Origin of the sequence: Planktothrix serta PCC 8927, assembly GCF_900010725.2 — a bacterium.
GTDB lineage: Bacteria > Cyanobacteriota > Cyanobacteriia > Cyanobacteriales > Microcoleaceae > Planktothrix > Planktothrix serta.
Genome location: NZ_LR734876.1, coordinates 1 through 18,528, shown reverse-complemented (window position 1 = coordinate 18,528; position 18,528 = coordinate 1). Strand labels below are relative to the sequence as shown.

Annotated in this window: 16 protein-coding genes and 1 tRNA gene; 9 read left to right on the top strand and 8 right to left on the bottom strand. The window is 39.6% G+C overall.

Annotated features, from left to right (window positions below):
• Window positions 1-182: 182 nt before the first annotated feature.
• Window positions 183-989 carry an aspartyl/asparaginyl beta-hydroxylase domain-containing protein gene (locus tag PL8927_RS16035; protein ID WP_083623441.1) on the bottom strand — a complete coding sequence of 269 codons (807 nt, stop codon included), beginning with the start codon at window positions 987-989 and terminating at the stop codon, window positions 183-185.
• A gap of 267 nt (window positions 990-1,256) precedes the next feature.
• The gene (locus PL8927_RS16030) at window positions 1,257-3,029 is read right to left on the bottom strand and encodes a fatty acyl-AMP ligase (protein WP_083623438.1); all 1,773 of its coding nucleotides are present in this window, start codon (window positions 3,027-3,029) and stop codon (window positions 1,257-1,259) included.
• Between the two features lie 50 nt (window positions 3,030-3,079).
• Here PL8927_RS16030 and PL8927_RS16025 point away from each other — a divergent pair, with 50 nt between their 5' ends.
• Entirely contained in the window at window positions 3,080-4,315 is a 1,236-nt protein-coding gene (locus PL8927_RS16025) for a glycosyltransferase family 4 protein (RefSeq protein WP_083623436.1), read from the top strand.
• 373 nt (window positions 4,316-4,688) lie between these two features.
• On the opposite strand, the gene PL8927_RS16020 is transcribed toward PL8927_RS16025, so the two are convergent.
• The gene (locus PL8927_RS16020; protein WP_083623434.1) at window positions 4,689-6,215 is read right to left on the bottom strand and encodes an RNA-directed DNA polymerase; all 1,527 of its coding nucleotides are present in this window, start codon (window positions 6,213-6,215) and stop codon (window positions 4,689-4,691) included.
• Between the two features lie 261 nt (window positions 6,216-6,476).
• On the opposite strand from PL8927_RS16020, the gene PL8927_RS16015 reads away from it, so the two are divergent.
• The 3 genes from PL8927_RS16015 (at window position 6,477) to PL8927_RS16000 (ending at window position 7,567) form a co-directional block, all read left to right on the top strand.
• Entirely contained in the window at window positions 6,477-6,746 is a 270-nt protein-coding gene (locus PL8927_RS16015) for a type II toxin-antitoxin system Phd/YefM family antitoxin (protein ID WP_083623432.1), read from the top strand.
• Window positions 6,746-7,087 (top strand): type II toxin-antitoxin system RelE family toxin, encoded by a 342-nt coding sequence (locus PL8927_RS16010; protein WP_083623430.1) that lies wholly within the window; start codon window positions 6,746-6,748, stop codon window positions 7,085-7,087. The genes PL8927_RS16015 and PL8927_RS16010 overlap by 1 nt, the downstream gene beginning before the upstream one ends.
• 165 nt (window positions 7,088-7,252) lie before the next feature.
• On the top strand, window positions 7,253-7,567 hold the full coding sequence (locus PL8927_RS16000; RefSeq protein ID WP_083623428.1) for a HigA family addiction module antitoxin: 315 nt from the start codon (window positions 7,253-7,255) through the stop codon (window positions 7,565-7,567).
• A gap of 71 nt (window positions 7,568-7,638) precedes the next feature.
• On the opposite strand, the gene PL8927_RS15995 is transcribed toward PL8927_RS16000, so the two are convergent.
• From PL8927_RS15995 to PL8927_RS15980, 4 genes are all read right to left on the bottom strand, one after another.
• Window positions 7,639-7,866: a hypothetical protein gene (locus tag PL8927_RS15995; protein WP_083623425.1), complete on the bottom strand. Its 228-nt coding sequence runs from the start codon at window positions 7,864-7,866 to the stop codon at window positions 7,639-7,641.
• A gap of 83 nt (window positions 7,867-7,949) precedes the next feature.
• The gene (locus PL8927_RS15990; RefSeq protein WP_083623422.1) at window positions 7,950-8,525 is read right to left on the bottom strand and encodes a Uma2 family endonuclease; all 576 of its coding nucleotides are present in this window, start codon (window positions 8,523-8,525) and stop codon (window positions 7,950-7,952) included.
• Between the two features lie 120 nt (window positions 8,526-8,645).
• On the bottom strand, window positions 8,646-10,376 hold the full coding sequence (gene recN / locus PL8927_RS15985) for a DNA repair protein RecN (protein ID WP_083623419.1): 1,731 nt from the start codon (window positions 10,374-10,376) through the stop codon (window positions 8,646-8,648).
• Window positions 10,377-10,422: 46 nt separating this feature from the next.
• The gene (locus PL8927_RS15980) at window positions 10,423-13,242 is read right to left on the bottom strand and encodes a sensor histidine kinase (protein WP_083623417.1); all 2,820 of its coding nucleotides are present in this window, start codon (window positions 13,240-13,242) and stop codon (window positions 10,423-10,425) included.
• 247 nt (window positions 13,243-13,489) lie between these two features.
• On the opposite strand from PL8927_RS15980, the gene PL8927_RS15975 reads away from it, so the two are divergent.
• Window positions 13,490-14,617, top strand: coding sequence for a quinone-dependent dihydroorotate dehydrogenase (locus tag PL8927_RS15975; protein ID WP_083623409.1), 1,128 nt, complete (start codon window positions 13,490-13,492; stop codon window positions 14,615-14,617).
• Between the two features lie 185 nt (window positions 14,618-14,802).
• On the opposite strand, the gene PL8927_RS15970 is transcribed toward PL8927_RS15975, so the two are convergent.
• Window positions 14,803-15,528, bottom strand: a complete 726-nt coding sequence (locus PL8927_RS15970; RefSeq protein WP_083623406.1) for a hypothetical protein — start codon at window positions 15,526-15,528, stop codon at window positions 14,803-14,805.
• Window positions 15,529-15,601: 73 nt separating this feature from the next.
• Between PL8927_RS15970 and PL8927_RS15965 the strand changes: the two genes are divergently transcribed.
• From PL8927_RS15965 to prmC, 4 genes are all read left to right on the top strand, one after another.
• Window positions 15,602-16,153 carry a GNAT family N-acetyltransferase gene (locus PL8927_RS15965; protein WP_083623403.1) on the top strand — a complete coding sequence of 184 codons (552 nt, stop codon included), beginning with the start codon at window positions 15,602-15,604 and terminating at the stop codon, window positions 16,151-16,153.
• 139 nt (window positions 16,154-16,292) lie between these two features.
• Window positions 16,293-16,366 (top strand) — tRNA-Pro (locus tag PL8927_RS15960).
• A 293-nt stretch (window positions 16,367-16,659) separates the two neighbouring features.
• Window positions 16,660-17,439 (top strand): Tic22 family protein, encoded by a 780-nt coding sequence (locus PL8927_RS15955; protein ID WP_083623400.1) that lies wholly within the window; start codon window positions 16,660-16,662, stop codon window positions 17,437-17,439.
• A 27-nt stretch (window positions 17,440-17,466) separates the two neighbouring features.
• The gene (prmC, locus tag PL8927_RS15950) at window positions 17,467-18,354 is read left to right on the top strand and encodes a peptide chain release factor N(5)-glutamine methyltransferase (protein ID WP_083623397.1); all 888 of its coding nucleotides are present in this window, start codon (window positions 17,467-17,469) and stop codon (window positions 18,352-18,354) included.
• Window positions 18,355-18,528 lie beyond the last annotated feature (174 nt).

The following is an 18,528-nucleotide window of genomic DNA, read 5'->3' as shown; positions in this document are numbered from 1 at the left end:
GTTAGCCCTGAACTAAAGTTCGGGCTAAGAGCTAAAGTCATCTAAAGATGACTCAAAACTTCTCTTTCTTAACCCGTTTTAACGGGTTTTAGCTTTCAGCCTGAAATTTATTTCAAGGCTTTTGGCGTTAAGTTGACACGGATGGGGGGAACCCCGCCCCTACCCGTCAACCCTAAATTAAATTAACGTTTTGTTGTTTCCATTTCCGCCAATTCACTCTTTTTTAATTCAGCAAATACTTGATCTAAACGAACATCCCATTTTCGTTGATTTGCACATCCATCCTGAACAAAGGGAGACACCGTAATTAATTTTAGGAATAGTTCATTAATTACAGACATCGGAAACCGCAACGGTCGGATAATATCTAAAAATAAAACAACTCGCACCTCCTGGGTTTCATTCCAAGCTTCATGGGGTAAAGAATCATCAAAAATCATACATTTTCCTTCTTCCCAATGGCGGGTTTCTCCCCCGACTCGAATGCGACATTTTTCTCGCGGTTCAGGAATTTTTAACCCCAACAAACACCGAATCAAACCTTTATAGGGCCCTCGATGTTCAGGAATATGTTTTCCAGGTAATAAAATCGAAAAAAACGCCGTTTTCATTCCGGGGATTTGTTCAATTAAACGAGTGGTTTCAGGACACCTATTGCAATTTTTATCAACTTTAATCCCATAGCCATATAAAAAATAGGTTTTCCATAAATTATCTTGAGTTGTACTATACCCTTGATCCGGTGAAATATCCTGAAAATTAGGAAGTTGATCTTGAATTTTGAGAATCTGATTTAATTCTTTCCGAATCAAATGCCAATTGGCTTCTAACTCTTGTGGCCATTGAAATTGAGTGGATTCAAAAAAAGCCGTATTCCCAATTAACGAATATTTAGGGATTAACTTTTCAAACGTCCACAAGATTTTTGCCCCAACTTTATACAACAGAAAATATCTAACTTTTTCTGATAATTGTTCTAGTGGTTTCATGATCAATTTGAGTAACTTTCAAAAATTGTAGGGGCGGGGTTCCCCCCAAGGAGTGTTAACTTAACCCACGTTAGCCCTGAACTAAAGTTCGGGCTAAGAGCTAAAGTCATCTAAAGATGACTAAGATCATTCTTCATTAACCCGTTTTAACGGGTTTTAGCTTTGAGCCTGAAATTTATTTCAAGGCTTTTAGCGTTAAGTTGACACCAATGGGTTACTCCGCCCGAACCCGTCAACGGTCAACAGTCAACTGTTAACAATTAACAATTAAGCACGATTAGCCAATTCTGACAATTGACTGGGTTCTGTGTTTAATTGCCATTGTCCAATAATATCTAAACTGCCTTCTAAAAATTTAGTCCGACAAGTACGACGTTGAATTTTACCACTGGTGGTTTTCGGAATAGTAGTTGTTTTTAATAACACAATTCCAAAGACATCAACGGTATTCTGTTCAGCGACAGCTTGACGAATTGCATTGACCACTTCTTCAACGTTCAAGTTCCGCAGATAACGCCGTTCAATTTCGGATGCAATCATTAACTGTTCTCCCATTTCCGTCTCAATAGAAAACGCTGCACTATGTCCCTGACGAATAGCGGGGTGACAACTATCCAGCGTGGCTTCAATTTCCTGGGGATAACGATTTCTTCCCCACAAAATCATCAAGTCTTTGATCCGTCCGGTAATATACAATTCCCCATCATGTAAAAACCCTAAATCTCCCGTGCGTAAATAGGGCCCTTGTCCGTCCACATAAACCTTAAACGTGGTTTCCGTGTCTTCGGGTTTATCCCAATATCCCAAACCCACACCTCTCCCTGATACCAAAATTTCACCGACTTGATCTTCACCTCGTCGGGTTAATTGTTCAGGATCAACAATAATTACCTCATCCCCCAACCAAGGAAAGCCACAACTGACAAGAGAGCGGGTTGACGGGTAGGGGCGGGGTTCTCCCGCCCGAACTTGATTTTGTTCTAAGGCGGCTGCATCTACCCAGAGAACGTTGGGGGTTTGGTGTTTGTTTCCGCCAGAAATAAACAGGGTAGTTTCGGCCATTCCGTAACAGGGATAAAACGCTTCCGGTTTGAACCCACAGGCGCCAAAAATTTCTGCAAACCGTTTTAAGGTGTCCGAGCGTACAGGTTCAGCACCGGAAAAAGCCACATCCCAGGAACTTAAATCTAATTTCTCTAATTTCTCAGGCGTCGCACTTCGACAAACTAAATCATAAGCAAAATTTGGGCCGCCGCTGGTGGTAGCTTGATATTGAGAAACGGCTTCTAACCAACGAAAGGGTTTTTGGACTAAAGAAATAGGGGACATTAATGTTACTGGAAATCCCCCATATAAGGGTTGAATTACCCCTCCAATTAATCCCATATCATGAAATAGGGGAAGCCAAATTAACCCTTGACTGTTGTTATGATGTCCGAAAGCGTTATAAATAATCGCGGAATTATGTAGAACATTTTGATGGGTAACAATCACACCTTTTGGGGTTCCTGTTGAACCAGAGGTATATTGAAAAAAAGCGATTGTATCCCCGTTAATTTGCGGTTCTTTCCATTGTGTAGCGAGGTTTTGGGAAAAAAGGCGATCAGTCGCCACCCAAGGTAGAGACGTTGCATACAACGTCTCTACGGGGAATTGGGTTTGTAGATGTTGAATTAATGCTTCTGTGCTTAAAATAGCCCGACATTGAGAAGATTCTAAACGGGTTTGTAGCTTAGGAATAGCTTGGGTTGACACCGGAGGGTTATCAGTAACGGCGATCACACCCGCATATAAACAGCCGAAAAACGCCGCAATAAATTCTAATCCAGCGCTATAGGGATAAACCACTAAGACGCGATCGCCTGGGGATAAAAATGATTGTAGATGAGAGGCGATTTGCTGTGCTTGTTGATGTAACTGTTGATAGGTCAGAGTTCCTGACTCGGTTTCCCCATCGGCTAAAAACCGATAGGCGAGTTGATCCGGTTGAGATTCGGCGCGATCGCGCACTAAATCAACTAAATTAGAAAAATTGCTCATACCCAAGATAGAGTCCTAAAGGACTCACTACTACGAAGATACAGTTTAATATGAAAATTGCTATTATTTCCTCTGGTTTTTTTCCTGTGATTGATGGTGTTACGGTTAGTGCAATGATGCGACTACAAAGGTTAAGTCTGTGGGGACATGAAGTATTATTTTTCTGTCCTGACTATAGTGTCATTGAAACCATTTACCCCAATTGGCGAGACTATACCGGAAATATTTTACCCGGTGTCCGGGTTTGTAATTTACCGAGTACACCCTTTTTAGGAATAGATTTTGAGCGCAATCCTTCTATTAAATCCTATTCTATTTTATTACAAGAATTAGAAAAATTTCAACCCGATATTCTCCATGTTGATGAACCCGAACGGCTATTTTTTGGTTTTTTTAGACGTGCGGGAATTGATTATGCTAAAAAAGCAAATATTCCCTGTATTGCATTTTTTAGAACTTGGTTTTTATCTTATGCTGAGGATTATATTCCGTTACCAAAATTCGCTGTTGAAATAATTCGAGAAATATTTAGGCGGATTTTTGCTTGGATTTATAACAGCTATGATATTACTTTATTTACCAGTAAAGTTACCTATCAAATTACCCCCCAAATGGGAATTAAAAATGCGGTTTATGAGAATTTAGCCGGATTTGATGCTGAACGCTTTAACCCCAATTTAAAAGAAGAACAATTTTTTCAAAAATATTATAATTTAGCCGAATTAGATGATTTAGTTAAATTAATTTTTGTGGGTCGTCTAACCCCGGATAAGGGTTGGAATTTTACCTTAAAAGCGATGGCAAAAGTTGCCGAAAAAATTGATTTAGACAAGGTGGGTTTTATTATTGTCGGAGATGGACAAATGCAGGATGAAATTATCGAAGGTTTAACTAAATATACCCGTCATGTTTATTTTCTCGGTCGTGTTGCTTATGATCAGGTTCCTGCTGTTTATGCTAATAGTGATATTCATATTACCACTTCGGAACGGGAATCCAGAGGATTAACAGTATTAGAAGCCTTTGCTTCTGGTATTCCAGTATTAGTTCCCCGTGCGGGAGGACTGGTGGAAAATGTTAAAGATGGAGAAAATGGATTAATATATACACCTCAAGATATAGAAGATTTTACTCAAAAATTAAAACAATTAATCGATGATCCAATATTAACAAAAACGATGGGACAACAAGGATTAAAATCTGTGGGAAATTATAGCTGGGATCAAGTTATTAAAAATTTAGTCGAGATTTGGGAACAACAACTTGATGAAGCGAATCAAATTTGATCAAACAACCCTATCTTAACGTCGTGAGAGGACTCCCGCCGAGCGCGTTGTGCGTGCAGTTGGACAAAGATATCGCATCATTTACGCGATCGAGCAAGCTCAAGTTACTGTCATGATTGTGGCGTTGGGAATTCGGAAGTGATAGAAAAAGCGATCGCTATTCCTGTGGGTCGTGATTTTTAGGCGATCGCTTCACAATTACTTGTGCTTGGCGATCGCCGATAACTTCTCGGAAATCAATATGTAGATACTTACATTCACAGCAATCTAGGGTATTATTTAGTCTCTATCCTATCGTATTTAATCTTGGTTCATAGGGTTTTGGGTAATATTCGTCAACCCAAACTAAACGCAGTGTTAGAATCTCATTGACCTACAAGTATATATTTTTGCTGTCAAAAAGTCTTACTTCTTCTTCTTCAATTACCTCGTCCATCTCTTCGAGAATTTCTCTTTCAACTATTGAGCAATTGGTGATAAGTTGTTTGAGTTTGTTGTTATTCAACCAGTCTGAATTCCACAATGAAACATTTGCATCATTTAATTTCTTACATATTGGCTCCTCAAAGGGAATTTCATGACCAGTTTTTAGCACAATTCTCTGAATCCAGATTTCAAGATAACCTATGTTTGGCAAAAGCCTGAATTTGCTAATGATAGCATCAAGAATTTCGATTTTTTCATCACCGGAATTAATCCAAGAAAGGAATTTACTAAGTATGGCTGCACCAATCGGATAAATCCTTGGATTTTTGAACATTATATCTACAAGAATACTGATCAAAACTAAAACATCATCTCTATTATTATTTTTTAATCTTTTAATTCGAGCGAAAAACTTATCTAGTGCTTTACTCAATCTTCCAGAATTAGGATGCTTGCATGAAAAGTCATGAATAAGAAGTAGGTGTTCTTGTAAGGTTGCAATCTTTTTTGGACTTTTAATCCAGTCTAATTTATCTTGCTTGATTGAATTTGTAATTACATGATTGGAAGCAAGCGTCTTTTGTGGATTTAGTTTTAGACCTAAATCTACAAGAATTTCAGTTAAAAGCTTTAGTATTAAATCACCATCTTGTGGGTTGTTTGTAAAAATCCTATAATCATCTCTATATCTTAAGATTTCATAATCATCTATAGATGTGTCATGTATTTTTTCAGACAATTCTAAATCTGCATAACCTAAGACGATTTCAGCGATAAAATCCATCAAGACACTGCCTTGTGGAATTCCATTTGTTTGCCCAAATGACATATCTTGGATGCAGGAATCAATAACATTACCAATTAGATTTTTGTCAGTTCTTTTATTCTTAGCAACTTCTCTTGTATGTAAAGCCCATGCTATTGAATGAGTGTATATAGAACCATAACAGTCAGAAATATCAGTATGTACAACATACTGATATTTAAGAGCTAGTTTAATTGATCCTTGCTCTACGGAATGCCACCAATTGCTTACAGTAGTTGCCCTATCTGACAGTTCATCATCACTCGCGATAGGAAGGCTGAGACATCTAATTTTTGAATTACTCCTAAATTCCTCCATTCTACTTACGATTACATTCCAATTCTCTTCCTTTGAAATTTTATGGACAAGGGATACATAAATTGCGGGATGAACTAACTGAAGGGGTCTCCAAGCAAATTTACCGTCCTTATTGTTTAGAAGTCTGTGATTGACATTTTCATAATCATAAGGGCGGGTTGCTTTTGTTTTTCCAGCGTCAGGATAGTTTCCATAGTAGTCAGATAGAGGCTTTTCTTGGATCTCTTGAGATATCTGCTCAAGAAGTTTCTGAAAGACAAAGTATTTTGGTAAGTCAAAGTTGTAGTAGCTTTCTTCCTTTAGTAAAAATCTTCGTGCATTAGTATGGGAGAAATCCAGAATTCTTTTCATTACTCTTTAATTATCAAGATTTTTCTTTGAAGTCTAACGGCACAGTTTAGCGGCAAGCGATTCCTACGGATCGCTTGCCCTATCGCCCTCAACTTAAAACCAAAATATCACAACATTGTCCAGTTTAATGCTTTTTTATACAGTGATCGCCTCAATAATCTATCTCCTCAAGGCGATCGCTATTCCTATGAGTTTTGATTTTAGGCGATCGCTTTTCAGGATTTAGATGTACACTTAGATGTACAGATAGATTCAAAAATAATGCTGTCCAATATTCCGATTACAGAAGCAAGACACGAGTTAACCTCATTGCCTGAAAAGCTTGCCCAGCAAGGCGGTACACTGGCAATTACCCGCAGAGGCAAACCTGTCCTAGCCGTGATGGCCTGGGAACATTACGAAGCAATACTCGAAACATTGGAAATTCTGGGTGATGCGAATCTTATGGCTAACTTGCGCCAAGGTATTACCGAGGCGAAATCAGCACAAGGAATAGATTGGGAATCAGCTAAACGAGAATTAGACCTGTAATGTATCGCGTCGTCATTCAGCCTACGGCTTTCAAACTATTAAAAGAAATTAGCGATCGCCGTATCCGTAAAAAAATTAGCGATCGCATTGACAAGCTCAAAGAATCTCCCGAAATGCAGGGAAAACCATTACTCGGTGAACTAGATGGTTATTACAGTGTGCGTGCAGTTGGACAAAGATATCGCATCATTTACGCGATCGAGCAAGCTCAAGTCACTGTCATGATTGTGGCTTTGGGAATTCGCAAGGATGGTAGTAAACAAGACGTATATGCTGTTGCCAAAAAGCTATTGAGATTAGGGCTGTTAGACGAGTCAGAGGAGGATCAAGATGATGATTAAAATTCAGAATTAGAGCATAGAATTTTGGGGATTTGGAAGTGATAGAAAAGGGCAGTACAGCATCCGCATAAATGACAAATGGCGTATTTGTTTTGAGTGGACAGAAACAGAAAATCGCCCATTTCATATCGAAATTGTCGATTATCACTAAAGGAGAAAAAAGCTATGCCAAGACCTGCAATTCACCCTGGCGAAATCTTATCTGATGAATTAAAAGAACTTGGAATTAGTGCATCAGAATTAGCGCGATCGCTCCATATACCCACAAATCGGATTACGCAAATTCTCAAAGGGCAAAGAGGTATTACTGCTGACACGGCATTACGTCTAGGACGATGGTTTGGCACTGGTGCAGAGCTATGGCTTAATTTGCAAAAAGCTTATGAGTTACGCCTAGCCGAAGAGTTAGCGGGAGAAGAAATTAAAAAGACGATTCAACCTCGTTCATCGATAAACAATCAGCCGTTAGTTCAAGTTTAGATAAATAAATTTTGGGTATGGGGAATGCGATCGCTGTTTGATTTTTTTGAAGCATTTGGAAATTTGATATTTCATTGAGGCAAACTCTCCAAGAGAGATTGAGACTCTAATTCAGATAAAAATCCTTCTTTTCGAGAATTTTCACAAGCTAAATAAAGGATAAAGTCTTCTAATTCAGAGGAATTATTTTCAAATAAAAGTTGTAGAAAGCCTTGTCGGATTTCTAGTGGTAAGGTTTGAAAGAGGTTATAGAAACCTGTGCTAGTTAGCAAAGAATCTGTAATTTCTGTTTGACTCACGGCTGTTTTTTCCTTTTTTACACAGTCTTTATTTGAACCGATCCTGGCTAAAGCCGAATAGAAGCAGTAATATCTCTATAATTTTACCAAATCATCCCCAAATTTAACACAAAATCCTTTAAAACATCTTCCCCTGAAACCGTAGCAGGAGAATCTAAAACCTCAACCTCTTTTCCGGGTCTATAAATCTCTACTTGACGAGATTTACGATTAATTAATATACCCAAACGCACACCATTATCTATATATTCCTTCATCTTTTCCTGTGTAGTCTTCAAACTATCACTAGGAGAAAGTAACTCAATTACAAAATCAGGAGAAATAGGGGGAAACTTTTGTTTTTCCTCATCAGTTAAAGCATCCCATCTTTCTAACTTGATCCAAGAAGCATCAGGAGAACGATCTGCACCATTAGGCAATTTAAAACAAGTGGAAGAATCAAAAGCAATGCCAGTACCATCAGCATCAGTCCAATTAAATAATTGTTGATTTAGTCTACCATTACGATTTCCCGTTTCTCCTCCCGTTGGTGGCATAATTATTAACTCTCCATTTGCATTTCTTTCAAATCTCAATTCCCTGTTATTTTGACATAGCTGAAAAAACTGCTCATCAGTCATTTCTATTAATGATTTCAAATTGACAGTTAAAGCATTCATAGTCCTATCCTCATGGAATGTTCATGGAGAAATTTTAACTATCTCATATCCTATTACATATTATTAGTTACCAATTAATAGCTTTATTTTGTCATAATTTTGGAGTTTTTGGTGTCAAACCTAATTCTTCATCAACGCAGCTTGGGTCAAAAGGGACTCAGCAAAGGCGATCGCTTCTTGGGCTGATTCCCCACTGGCCAGTTGAGCGAGTTCTTCCCGACGTTGGGGGGGAGTCAGGGGAGTGACCCGAACAACGGTTCGAGTTTCGAGATCGGTCGCATCAGAGTTTAGCTCGGAGTCCGTTTGAATCACTTCTTTTGTCACCCGAAAATGATGATCTCCCATCGCAGCAACGAGGGGTTGGTGGGTGACACAGAGGACTTGATGGCGCTGACCGAGTTGGTGGAGTTTCTGAGCGATCGCAGTAGCCACTCGTCCCGATACCCCGACGTCAATTTCATCAAAAACTAAGGTTCCTGACCCCGCAATTTGAGAAAAACAAGCTTTCAAAGCCAATAGAAACCGACTCATTTCCCCTCCCGATGCGATCGCTCCCAGGGGTTGTATAGGTTCTCCGGGGTTGGGACTAAAGCAAAATTGAATCTGATCCGCCCCGGTTAATGTGGGAGAAATCGGATAAATTTCCACCTGAAATTTAACATTATTCATCGCTAAAGGTTTGAGTTCTTTAATTAAATGGGTTTCTAATTGATGGGCAGCTTTTTGACGCAAAGTGGTCAGATGTTCACAGGTTTCTTTCAAATCTTGAACCGCCTGTTGATAGGTTTGTTCTAGGAATTCAATCGATTGATCTTCATCTTCTAAGTCTTTTAATTCTTCTTGAATTCGTTGATAATATTCGATTACTTCCTCTAACGTTTGCCCATATTTGCGACAAATTTGTTTCAAGTCTCGAATTCGATCTTCTACTTCTTCCAAGCGTTGCGGATCGGATTCTAATTGTTCTCCATAACTGCCGATTTGTCGTCCGGCTTCGGTAATTTGAGCCACCGCCTCACTGACAATTTCTAAAATCGGTTGTAGTTGCGGATCATATTCGACTAAATCACTGAGTTTGCCTTCAGCTTGACTTAATAAATCGGCAGCAGCTAACCCCGTTTCATGTTGATATAAAGCTTGATAAATTTGATAACTTTGCTGTTGTAGTTCCACAATATGATTCAGCCGTTGATGTTCAATTTGTAATTGTTCTAATTCATCGGCGGTTGTTAACGTTGCTGCATCTAACTCTCGAATTTGATAGGTTAATAAATCCAATCGTTGTAAGCGTTGTTGTTCAAATTGACGACGTTTTTCTAAGGCTTGGCTACAGGTTTGAGCTTGGCTATAAGCAGAGTAAACCTCTTTTTTAACTTTAATTAACGATTGACCGCCATAGAGATCTAACCATTCCTGTTGTCGTTCGGGTTGACCTAATTGTAAGGTTTGTCCTTGGGCGGTAATTTCAATGAAGCGATCGCGGAGTTGATCAATTAATTTTCGATTTACTAATACTCCATTTATCCGGGATCGACTGCGAAGTTTATCCCCGGTGATCACCACTTCTCGACTACAAACAATTAAACTCCCATCGACTAAATCAATTTCTTGTTCTGTTAACCAATTGAGCCATTTTTTTTCGATCTCAAAGGTTGCTTCTAATAAGGATCGAGTCGCTCCAGTTCTAATCGAACGACGGTCTACTTTCCCTCCTAAAATTGCATCAACGGCATCTAAAATAATCGATTTTCCGGCTCCCGTTTCTCCGGTAAAAACATTCAAACCCGTACCTAAATCTAAATCCAAATGATCAATGAGAGCAAAGTTTTCTATTCGCAGGGAAAGCAACATAACAAAAATTTAAAATAAACAATAAAAAAATGATCACAAACCTTTTTTAATTAGAAGAAGATAGGGGTAAAATAATCTGAGTTATAATTTGTTGATTGTCTTGTTGTTCTATTAACAAACTTCCCCCCATATTTTGGAGCATTTGTTGACAAATTAAAAGATGTTGACCTGGGGGAGAGTTTAAGAGAGAGGGGGCTAGTAAATCAGGATGGGAACCCATTTTTAACTCAACAATCAGTTGCGGGTTAATTTTACCATAATCTGTAATCAGCAGTTCTAATTGGTGATTATTGAAAAGATGACTGATCACCTCAACAATAGCTCCAGGTTCAGAACGTTGACAGGTGGTTAACAAGATTTCATAACAAACAAGTTCTAGCTTAATGCGATCGCCAATAATACTAAAATTTCCTTCTTGTTTTAAAATTAATTGGATGGGTTTATTGCGAATAATAGAGTTTAATCGTTCTCGTACTCGACGCAATAAATTAGTAATCGGAACAATATCATGGTAATGGTGAAGTCGCCATTGCTCCTGTTTAATTAAGGAACTGGTAGACGCTAAAGCACTTCCCATTTGACGCAAGAGTTGTTGATACCGTAAGTGGGAAAGTTGCGTTTTTTGAGGATCAGCAGATTGAAAGGGAGATTGATTTAATTCACTTAATTGTTTGAGTCCGCCACCAACAGTTCGATACAATTCTTCTAAGCGCCTTTGTTTATACCAATTCAACCATTGTAATTCTTCATGTTGAGTTTTTAATAGCTCTTGAATTCGCAAATAGCGACGTGACCAAGCGAATTGCATGACTAACAAATTCAGCATCATTAAGGATATTCCCGATTCAGACTGATCTGGATCGGCAATAATTAAAAGACCATTGGGATGATGATCAGGAGCAGTGCGAAGGGTAACAACTAAAATTTTTTCGACGGGACTGGTAAACCATTGTCGAGTCGATGCCGATAACTCTTTTACAGGCCACCAAAACCCGCTTTCTGTTGATAAAGCGTGTTGAATTAAGGGATCTTTCGCCACAGAAATTAACAGTTCAGAATTCAGTGATAATTCAGATTGACGAGCAACACAATTGACAATTTTTGCTTTTCTTGCGCCTTCAGGCCATGCCACTAATACTACTAAGGGACTCTGTAATAATTGGGCTATTTTTTCTGTGAATTGTTGTTCTAGTTGGGGTAATTGATCGGTTTGTTGAAGGGCTGACCAACAAAATTCTAAGGCTTGGTGAAATTGTTCTTGAGCTTGAATTTGTTGATTCAGTTGCCATTGGTGTAAAATTACGCTCAATTGTTGACTAACAATTTTAACTAATTCCTGTTCGGCTCGATCCCAAGTTCGAGTAGTTTCATGACCAATTAATAATAACTCTTGGGGGATTTTTTCGGGTCGTTCTTTTCCGGTTTTTATATAACTATTAACTGGACAAAGAATCAGCGATCGCACCCCCGCATTCCGAAATTTATTTCGCCAGGATTTTAATTTTTCATCTTCATCACAATTTTCAATGACCAAAGGTTCACTCAGATTTTTAAAATATTGCCAATCTTGAGAACTGAGAAGATCTAAAGGGGAAGGAATTGGGGTTCGATTTAAAGGATAATGTTGATAAATAATCTCAAATCGTTCAGTTTCGGGATGACGTTTAATTAATAAAAAACGACCCGCATTTAATCGCTGACATAAAAGATTTGCTGTAGTTTTCAGAGATAATTGCCAATCTTGATCATCTACAATCGCACGGGTAACTTTAGCTGTTAGGGATTGATCCAGTTCAGCTTGCCTAATTTTAGCTTCCATTTCTGCTAAGGGTGCTGTTAACGACACCAATTGAGCCACACCCCGCAAAAATTGTTTTTCATTTTCTTGCCAAATCCGAGGATGTTGTCCTTCAGCAGCAATAAATCCTAACATTTCTTGATTAAAAAGAATCGGAACAGCTAATAACGAACGGGCGCGAATTTTCTCCATTAATCGTTCCGTTGTATCGGCTCTTAAGGAACTATAGGACTCTCCAATTGAGACTAAATGATCCGCTATTAAAGCTTGATAAAATTCCCCTAAATCTTGTACCGTTACCCCAGAAGCGGCTTGTTTCATTAAACTCACACCGGGCATTTTTTGTTGATTACTGGCTCGTCGCCAAAAATACCGTCCTTCTCGATAATACCAATATACATTTGTTCGTGTGGGTTCAATAAAATTATGGGTGGTTTCTACGGCTACTTCTAAACAACGATCTAAAGTATTCAGGGTTCTAAATTCAGTTAAAAGTTTCAAAAAGGGTTGATCCGGTCGTTTTGTTTGTTGATAAACCCAAGTTGTTTCTATTTGGAATAAAGAGGTTGCTAAGGTTCCTAAAACCATTGAAATCAGTTCTTTTTCCGTAGAACTCGGAGAAATCCCCCACTCACTAGACCCTAATAAAACTACCCCAAAACAGCGATCTTTGTAGCGCATGGGAAATAAAATCGTCCCCTGAATATTAAAGGCTTGGGCTGCTTTTTGCCACTCTCCCGCGCGAGTTTCTGATCTCAAATCTGGAACAACTAAAGGTCGCATTTGAATCACTAATTGTTCTAGTAAATCCCCAGGAGATAAAATAAATCGTTGTTTGAGTAACCAAGTTTCTTCTGTGGGCGTTATTCCTCCTTTTCCGATGAGGCGATGATCTAAACGATCATACAAACCTATCCAAATTAAACTATAGTTAAACTCGGTCGTCAGATAGTTTAAAGTGGTTTCGATTAAAACATCAACATTGTCTTCATCTTGTAGGGTCTGGAGAACACGCCCCAAGGTCATAATGGGTTGCTCTAATGCGGTCGATTCTTCAAATTGACCCATAATAAACTCCCAAACCGTATATTTTAATTAACACTCAAAATTAAAATTTTAATTAAGATCTTCAACCGATGCAATATTCTGGTATCGGGTGAGAAAAAGACTCTACCCGTCGATCTGGTTTCTTTCCCCATCTTACCCTTAGTCTTTCACCATTTTGCTCCAAAAATAAACTAAATTAAAATTTGGGAATCAGGACGGGGAAAATCCCTAAGTCCTGAAATTCTGGACATGATTAGAGGAGACACCCTTGGATATTTACCGCAGCGCTGTTAAACCCCTTTTATTTTATGGATTAAAGCTCGATCCTGAATGGGCACATCATCAATCTTTACAACTCCTGAGTTGGATTGACCAAAATCAGTCTCAGTCGCCGATAAATTGGCTAGAAGCGCAACTTAAACCCTCATTCTGTTTACAAGATGTGCGTTTACAGCAAAAATTATGGGGTTTAAACTTTAACAACCCCGTTGGTTTAGCCGCAGGTTTTGATAAGGATGGTGTCGCGGCTGGAATTTGGCAAAGTTTGGGGTTTGGATTTACAGAATTAGGGACTGTTACGCTTCATCCGCAACCCGGAAATCCGCAACCGAGATTATTTAGATTAGTTGAAGATCAAGCGGTATTAAATCGCATGGGATTTAATAATCAAGGGGCAAAAATGTTAGCGAAACGGTTACAAGAAAAACATCACAAACAATTTATTATTCCGGTTGGGATTAATTTAGGAAAATCTAAAATTACTCCCTTAGAAGCAGCCGCAGAAGATTATTTAGGAAGTTTTAAACTCTTGAAAGACTATGGGAATTATTTTGTGGTGAATGTTTCTTCTCCCAATACTCCCGGATTGCGATCGCTCCAAGATGCTGAACAATTAAGTAAAATTATAGTGGTTTTAAAAACGGAAAATATAGACAATAAACCGATTTTTATTAAAATCGCACCGGATTTAGAATGGGATGCGATCGCCGATGTTGTCAATTTAGCTCAAACCTATAAAATAGCCGGAATTATTGCTACCAATACCACCATAAAACGGCAGGGATTAAATACCCAATGGCTACCCCAAACCGGAAGTTATATTACTGAAGAAGCCGGAGGAATTAGTGGTTTACCCCTGAAGAAACGGTCTACCGAAGTAATTCGTTGGATTTATGAAAACACCCAAGGACAGTTACCGATTATTGGGGTGGGTGGAATTTTTACCGCCGATGATGCTTGGGAAAAAATCACCGCAGGCGCTTGTTTAATTCAAGTTTATACGGGTTGGGTTTATGAAGGGCCAGGAATGGTTAAAAGAATATTAGCAGGACTCTTACATAAATTAGATCAATATGGTTTAAAATCAATTTCTGAAGCCGTTGGTTTCAAACCCTAATGATTAGCTACAGCAATCCTATTTGAGTTGTGTTCAAAATTTAGGCTTAAAAGGGAACAGCGGATCTGGGAACAGGAAACAGGAGGTAATACTTCTGGTTGTTTCATATCAGTATTAAAAAGTTACAATAATCATTGAAATCTATCGGCTTCCTTCCTGGCCCATTTCTTTGCGCCCATAATTGACTAAAACCGTTCTCCCATTAATCGTTGTCGCATTCCTTCAGCAATTTTTTGGCCAAGATATTCAGGAATTAAACTTTCATTTGGCCCTAATAAATATAAAATTAACCGGGTGCGTCCCCGCCAAACTAATAAATTAGCATTCACCACTAATAAATCCTCTTGCCAAATGGCATACATGACCTTATAAAATAGCCCTGGTTGGTTATCCGCTTCAATCAGTAACGCCGGAAGGTGAAACACAGGGTCAACATAAAATTCCGTTGCTACGTCTTCTAACCCCGCATCCAGGTTAAATTCCACCGCCAACATTTCTTCCACCTCAAAATGTCCCGCCAAGGCTTCTCGAACCGCCCGACAGACATTTTCTGAGGTTTTATCTGTGAGGGCCTTTCCCCCACGGGAAACCACCAATTTAATAAACACCAACATGGGCGGATAAATTTGGCCATACAAACTTAGACTGTGAATCGTCAGGCCATAAGCCGCTAAAACGCCAAAAATATCACTTAGTAAAAACGACTGATTGCGATAGGCAAAATGGAGGGCGCTTTTGTTCCCATCCGGCTGAATTTCAATCACCGCCTGCTTCGTTTTGTAAACTTGATAGGCCAGTTTTAGGTTTTGCAGTTGAATTTCACTACTGACAAATTGTTCATAAAACTGTGGGAACGCCCGATTAAAGCGTTTTAATAGTTCTAAAGTTGAGGATTTTAAGCCCGGAGCCATAATTGAGGTGAAGGTACGGGAGATATACTATCTAGTACGGTCATTCAACGTCTACTACCTTTACCACGCCTGCATGGGTTTTTGGAAAAACTTGTTTAGCAGTTCGGATTCCTCCTCCTCATTCTCCCAGATAGCGGAGTATGAGGGGTATGAGGTTGGAGGCGAAGAGTCAGTATCCCTAAACTCTCGCCCGTCATCGAGTAATAACGGTCGCATTTTTTTTAGCACTGATCGGGACATCGATTTGTATGAATTGGAAGAACTTTGCAGTGCAGTCGGTTGGTCTCGGCGGCCCCTGCGTAAAGTCAAAAAAGCCATTCAGCATAGTTTCCTTGTAGTTTCTATGTGGCAAATCCGAGGCAATCAGCGACGGCTGATTGGTTTTGCCAGAGCCACATCCGATCATGCTTTTAATGCTACGCTCTGGGATGTGGTCGTTCACCCAGATTTCCAAAGTAAAGGCATGGGTAAAGCCCTGATGAAATTTATCATCAAAAAACTCCGTAGCGATGATATCAGCAACATTACTCTATTTGCTGACCCTCATGTTGTGGATTTCTACCGAAATTTGGGTTTTATCTCCGATCCAGAGGGGATTAAAGGAATGTTCTGGTATCCAGATTAGATTGGGGTTGGCTGTTGGCTGTTGGCAGATGGGCTGTTAACTGTCAACCGTCAACATCCCATATCTAGCTTCTTCTGATCAATTTTGCAATTTTTAATCCGATTCGTGTAAATTTAGGGTATACTGGGAAAAGATTTAACGGGATGTAGCGCAGCTTGGTAGCGCGCCTGCTTTGGGAGCAGGATGCCGCAGGTTCGAATCCTGTCATCCCGACTTTAACTGTATGATGTAAACTAGCAAATATTTAAGTTAAGGTAGTCTGGATCAACCTTAACTTGTCTTTCCCAAACTCTTTGATTAATACCATTGGGCGGTTGGTTGATTAAAGGCAGTTAGATCAGATTTTGGGGATCAAAATTAACCCTGTTGTCGTCGATGTAACTTATCCGGGGAAACACTACCTTTGTGCTAGATCGGGCTTTCGTTTTTCTGAAGGCTAAGTGGGTTTAGTGGTACAAGCTACATCTGAAATCTAAAAAATTATTGAATTAAGACTCGGAAACATGATGAGATCAATCGTTCGTTTTGGCGCGGTACTGGGGGTTTTGGGCAGTACATTCTTGCTAAGTCCTGATCCAGGATTGCGTTTGTTTAGTTCGATTCCGGTCGGAACCCAACCTGCTTATGCACTCCCAGAAAATCAAATTCTGGAAAAGCTCCGTTCCATTCCTGTTTTTACAATTACTGATAACCAGGGCGCGCCTTTAGTTGCTACTGTACCCCAGGCAGATAATAAAAAAGCGGCGGTGGCGGGGGTGTTTATTAGTCGTAACGATGCTGTAGCGTTTGTTGATCGCTTAAAAACTCGTGATCCCCAACTGGCTTCTACGATTCAAGTGACAACGGTTTCTCTGGGTGAAGTCTACCGCATGAGTCAGCAAGCTCAAGGTTCTGCGGAAGAGGTTCAATTTGCTTATGTCCCCGTACAAAAACAGGTGGATTTAGCCAAGTCTGTTCTACAAGCAAACGGACAATCTGTAGAGGAATTTAACGGTGTTCCATTGTTTATTGCTAAAGGGGGGCCAGATAATGGCTATCTCACGATTCAAAATGGCAATGAGCAGGTGATTCCGATCTTCTTCTACAAAGAGGATCTGCAAAATATGTTGACTCAATTTAAAACTCAACAGCCGGATTTAATCTCTAACGTTAAAATTGATGTGGTGAATCTGGAAGGGTTATTGGACGCTTTAAAACGGGATGATGATCAGTTCTTAAATCGGATTGTGTTGATTCCGCCTCGTGAAACTTTAGAGTATTTGCAACAAAATCAACCCCGTCGTTAATTAACTCCATTTTAGGAACCGGGAATCATGGAGGAAACGATATCGGGTTGGCAACTGGGACAATGGTTTGATCAGGCAAAAGCTGAATGCAGTATTGCTGGGATTTCCCCCCAGGAAGTCCATTGGTTTTTGCAAGAGTTAGCAGGTTTGGATCGGTTAACTCTACGTTTACAAACCTTCAAACAACAGCCGTCGGTTTCTCTCCAGGTTCCTTGGTCAGAATTTACTCAACTTTGGCAACGACGCCTACAACAACGCATCCCTATTCAATATCTCCTGGGAGTCGTTTATTGGCGTCATTTTACGTTAAAGGTGTCTCCGGCGGTTCTGATTCCTCGTCCTGAAACAGAGTTAATCATTGATTTAGCTAAATCTGCCGTTGAAAACCCTGATGATCATGGCATTTGGGTTGATTTGGGGACGGGAAGCGGTGCGATCGCTCTCGGTTTGGCTGATAGTTTCCCCCAGGCTGAAATTCATGCGGTGGATACCAGTTTAGAAGCTTTAGCGATCGCTCAAGATAACGCTCAAACCATCGGTTTAGCTGACCGTATCCAATTTCATCACGGGTCTTGGTGGGAACCTTTAGAATTTCTACAAGGACAACTGACGGGAATGGTGTCTAATCCTCCCTATATTCCCTCGGATATTATTCCTACCCTACAACCGGAAGTCGCCCTTAATGAGCCGATTTTAGCCTTAGATGGGGGGTCAGATGGATTGAATTGTATTCGTTACTTAGTGGAAACCGCCCCCCGTTATTTGCGCGCTGGAGGTGTTTGGATCGTGGAAATCATGGCAGGACAAGGGGAAGCGGTTACAGCCCTGTTAGAAGCTCAAGGAAGTTACTCTGGGATTAAAATTATTCCCGACTTGGCAGAATTAGATCGTTTTGTTATAGCCTATTTAAAGTAGCAGGGCTGTTTCATTTTACAAACTTGGGGAGTCAAATTGAGTCCTCAATTTTCACCAAATGAGGCGAAAAAACCGAATAATTCTAATATGAAATTCTTTAATGTTTGCTACAAATACTTGATCGGGTGGGTAATAACTTTTTTCTATTCCCTATTCCCTCCTGTTCCCTGTTCC

Bases quoted from the DNA above. Each gene is read 5' to 3' on its own strand.
- PL8927_RS16025 (WP_083623436.1), top strand. From the start codon at position 3,080: ATGAAAATTGCTATTATTTCCTCTGGTTTTTTTCCTGTGATTGATGGT.
- PL8927_RS16020 (WP_083623434.1), bottom strand. From the start codon at position 6,215: ATGAAAAGAATTCTGGATTTCTCCCATACTAATGCACGAAGATTTTTA.
- recN (WP_083623419.1), bottom strand. From the start codon at position 10,376: ATGTTGCTTTCCCTGCGAATAGAAAACTTTGCTCTCATTGATCATTTG.
- PL8927_RS15970 (WP_083623406.1), bottom strand. From the start codon at position 15,528: ATGGCTCCGGGCTTAAAATCCTCAACTTTAGAACTATTAAAACGCTTT.
- PL8927_RS16035 (WP_083623441.1), bottom strand. From the start codon at position 989: ATGAAACCACTAGAACAATTATCAGAAAAAGTTAGATATTTTCTGTTG.
- PL8927_RS15980 (WP_083623417.1), bottom strand. From the start codon at position 13,242: ATGGGTCAATTTGAAGAATCGACCGCATTAGAGCAACCCATTATGACC.
- PL8927_RS16000 (WP_083623428.1), top strand. From the start codon at position 7,253: ATGCCAAGACCTGCAATTCACCCTGGCGAAATCTTATCTGATGAATTA.
- PL8927_RS15990 (WP_083623422.1), bottom strand. From the start codon at position 8,525: ATGAATGCTTTAACTGTCAATTTGAAATCATTAATAGAAATGACTGAT.
- prmC (WP_083623397.1), top strand. From the start codon at position 17,467: ATGGAGGAAACGATATCGGGTTGGCAACTGGGACAATGGTTTGATCAG.
- PL8927_RS15955 (WP_083623400.1), top strand. From the start codon at position 16,660: ATGAGATCAATCGTTCGTTTTGGCGCGGTACTGGGGGTTTTGGGCAGT.
- PL8927_RS15965 (WP_083623403.1), top strand. From the start codon at position 15,602: ATGGGTTTTTGGAAAAACTTGTTTAGCAGTTCGGATTCCTCCTCCTCA.
- PL8927_RS16010 (WP_083623430.1), top strand. From the start codon at position 6,746: ATGTATCGCGTCGTCATTCAGCCTACGGCTTTCAAACTATTAAAAGAA.
- PL8927_RS16015 (WP_083623432.1), top strand. From the start codon at position 6,477: ATGCTGTCCAATATTCCGATTACAGAAGCAAGACACGAGTTAACCTCA.
- PL8927_RS16030 (WP_083623438.1), bottom strand. From the start codon at position 3,029: ATGAGCAATTTTTCTAATTTAGTTGATTTAGTGCGCGATCGCGCCGAA.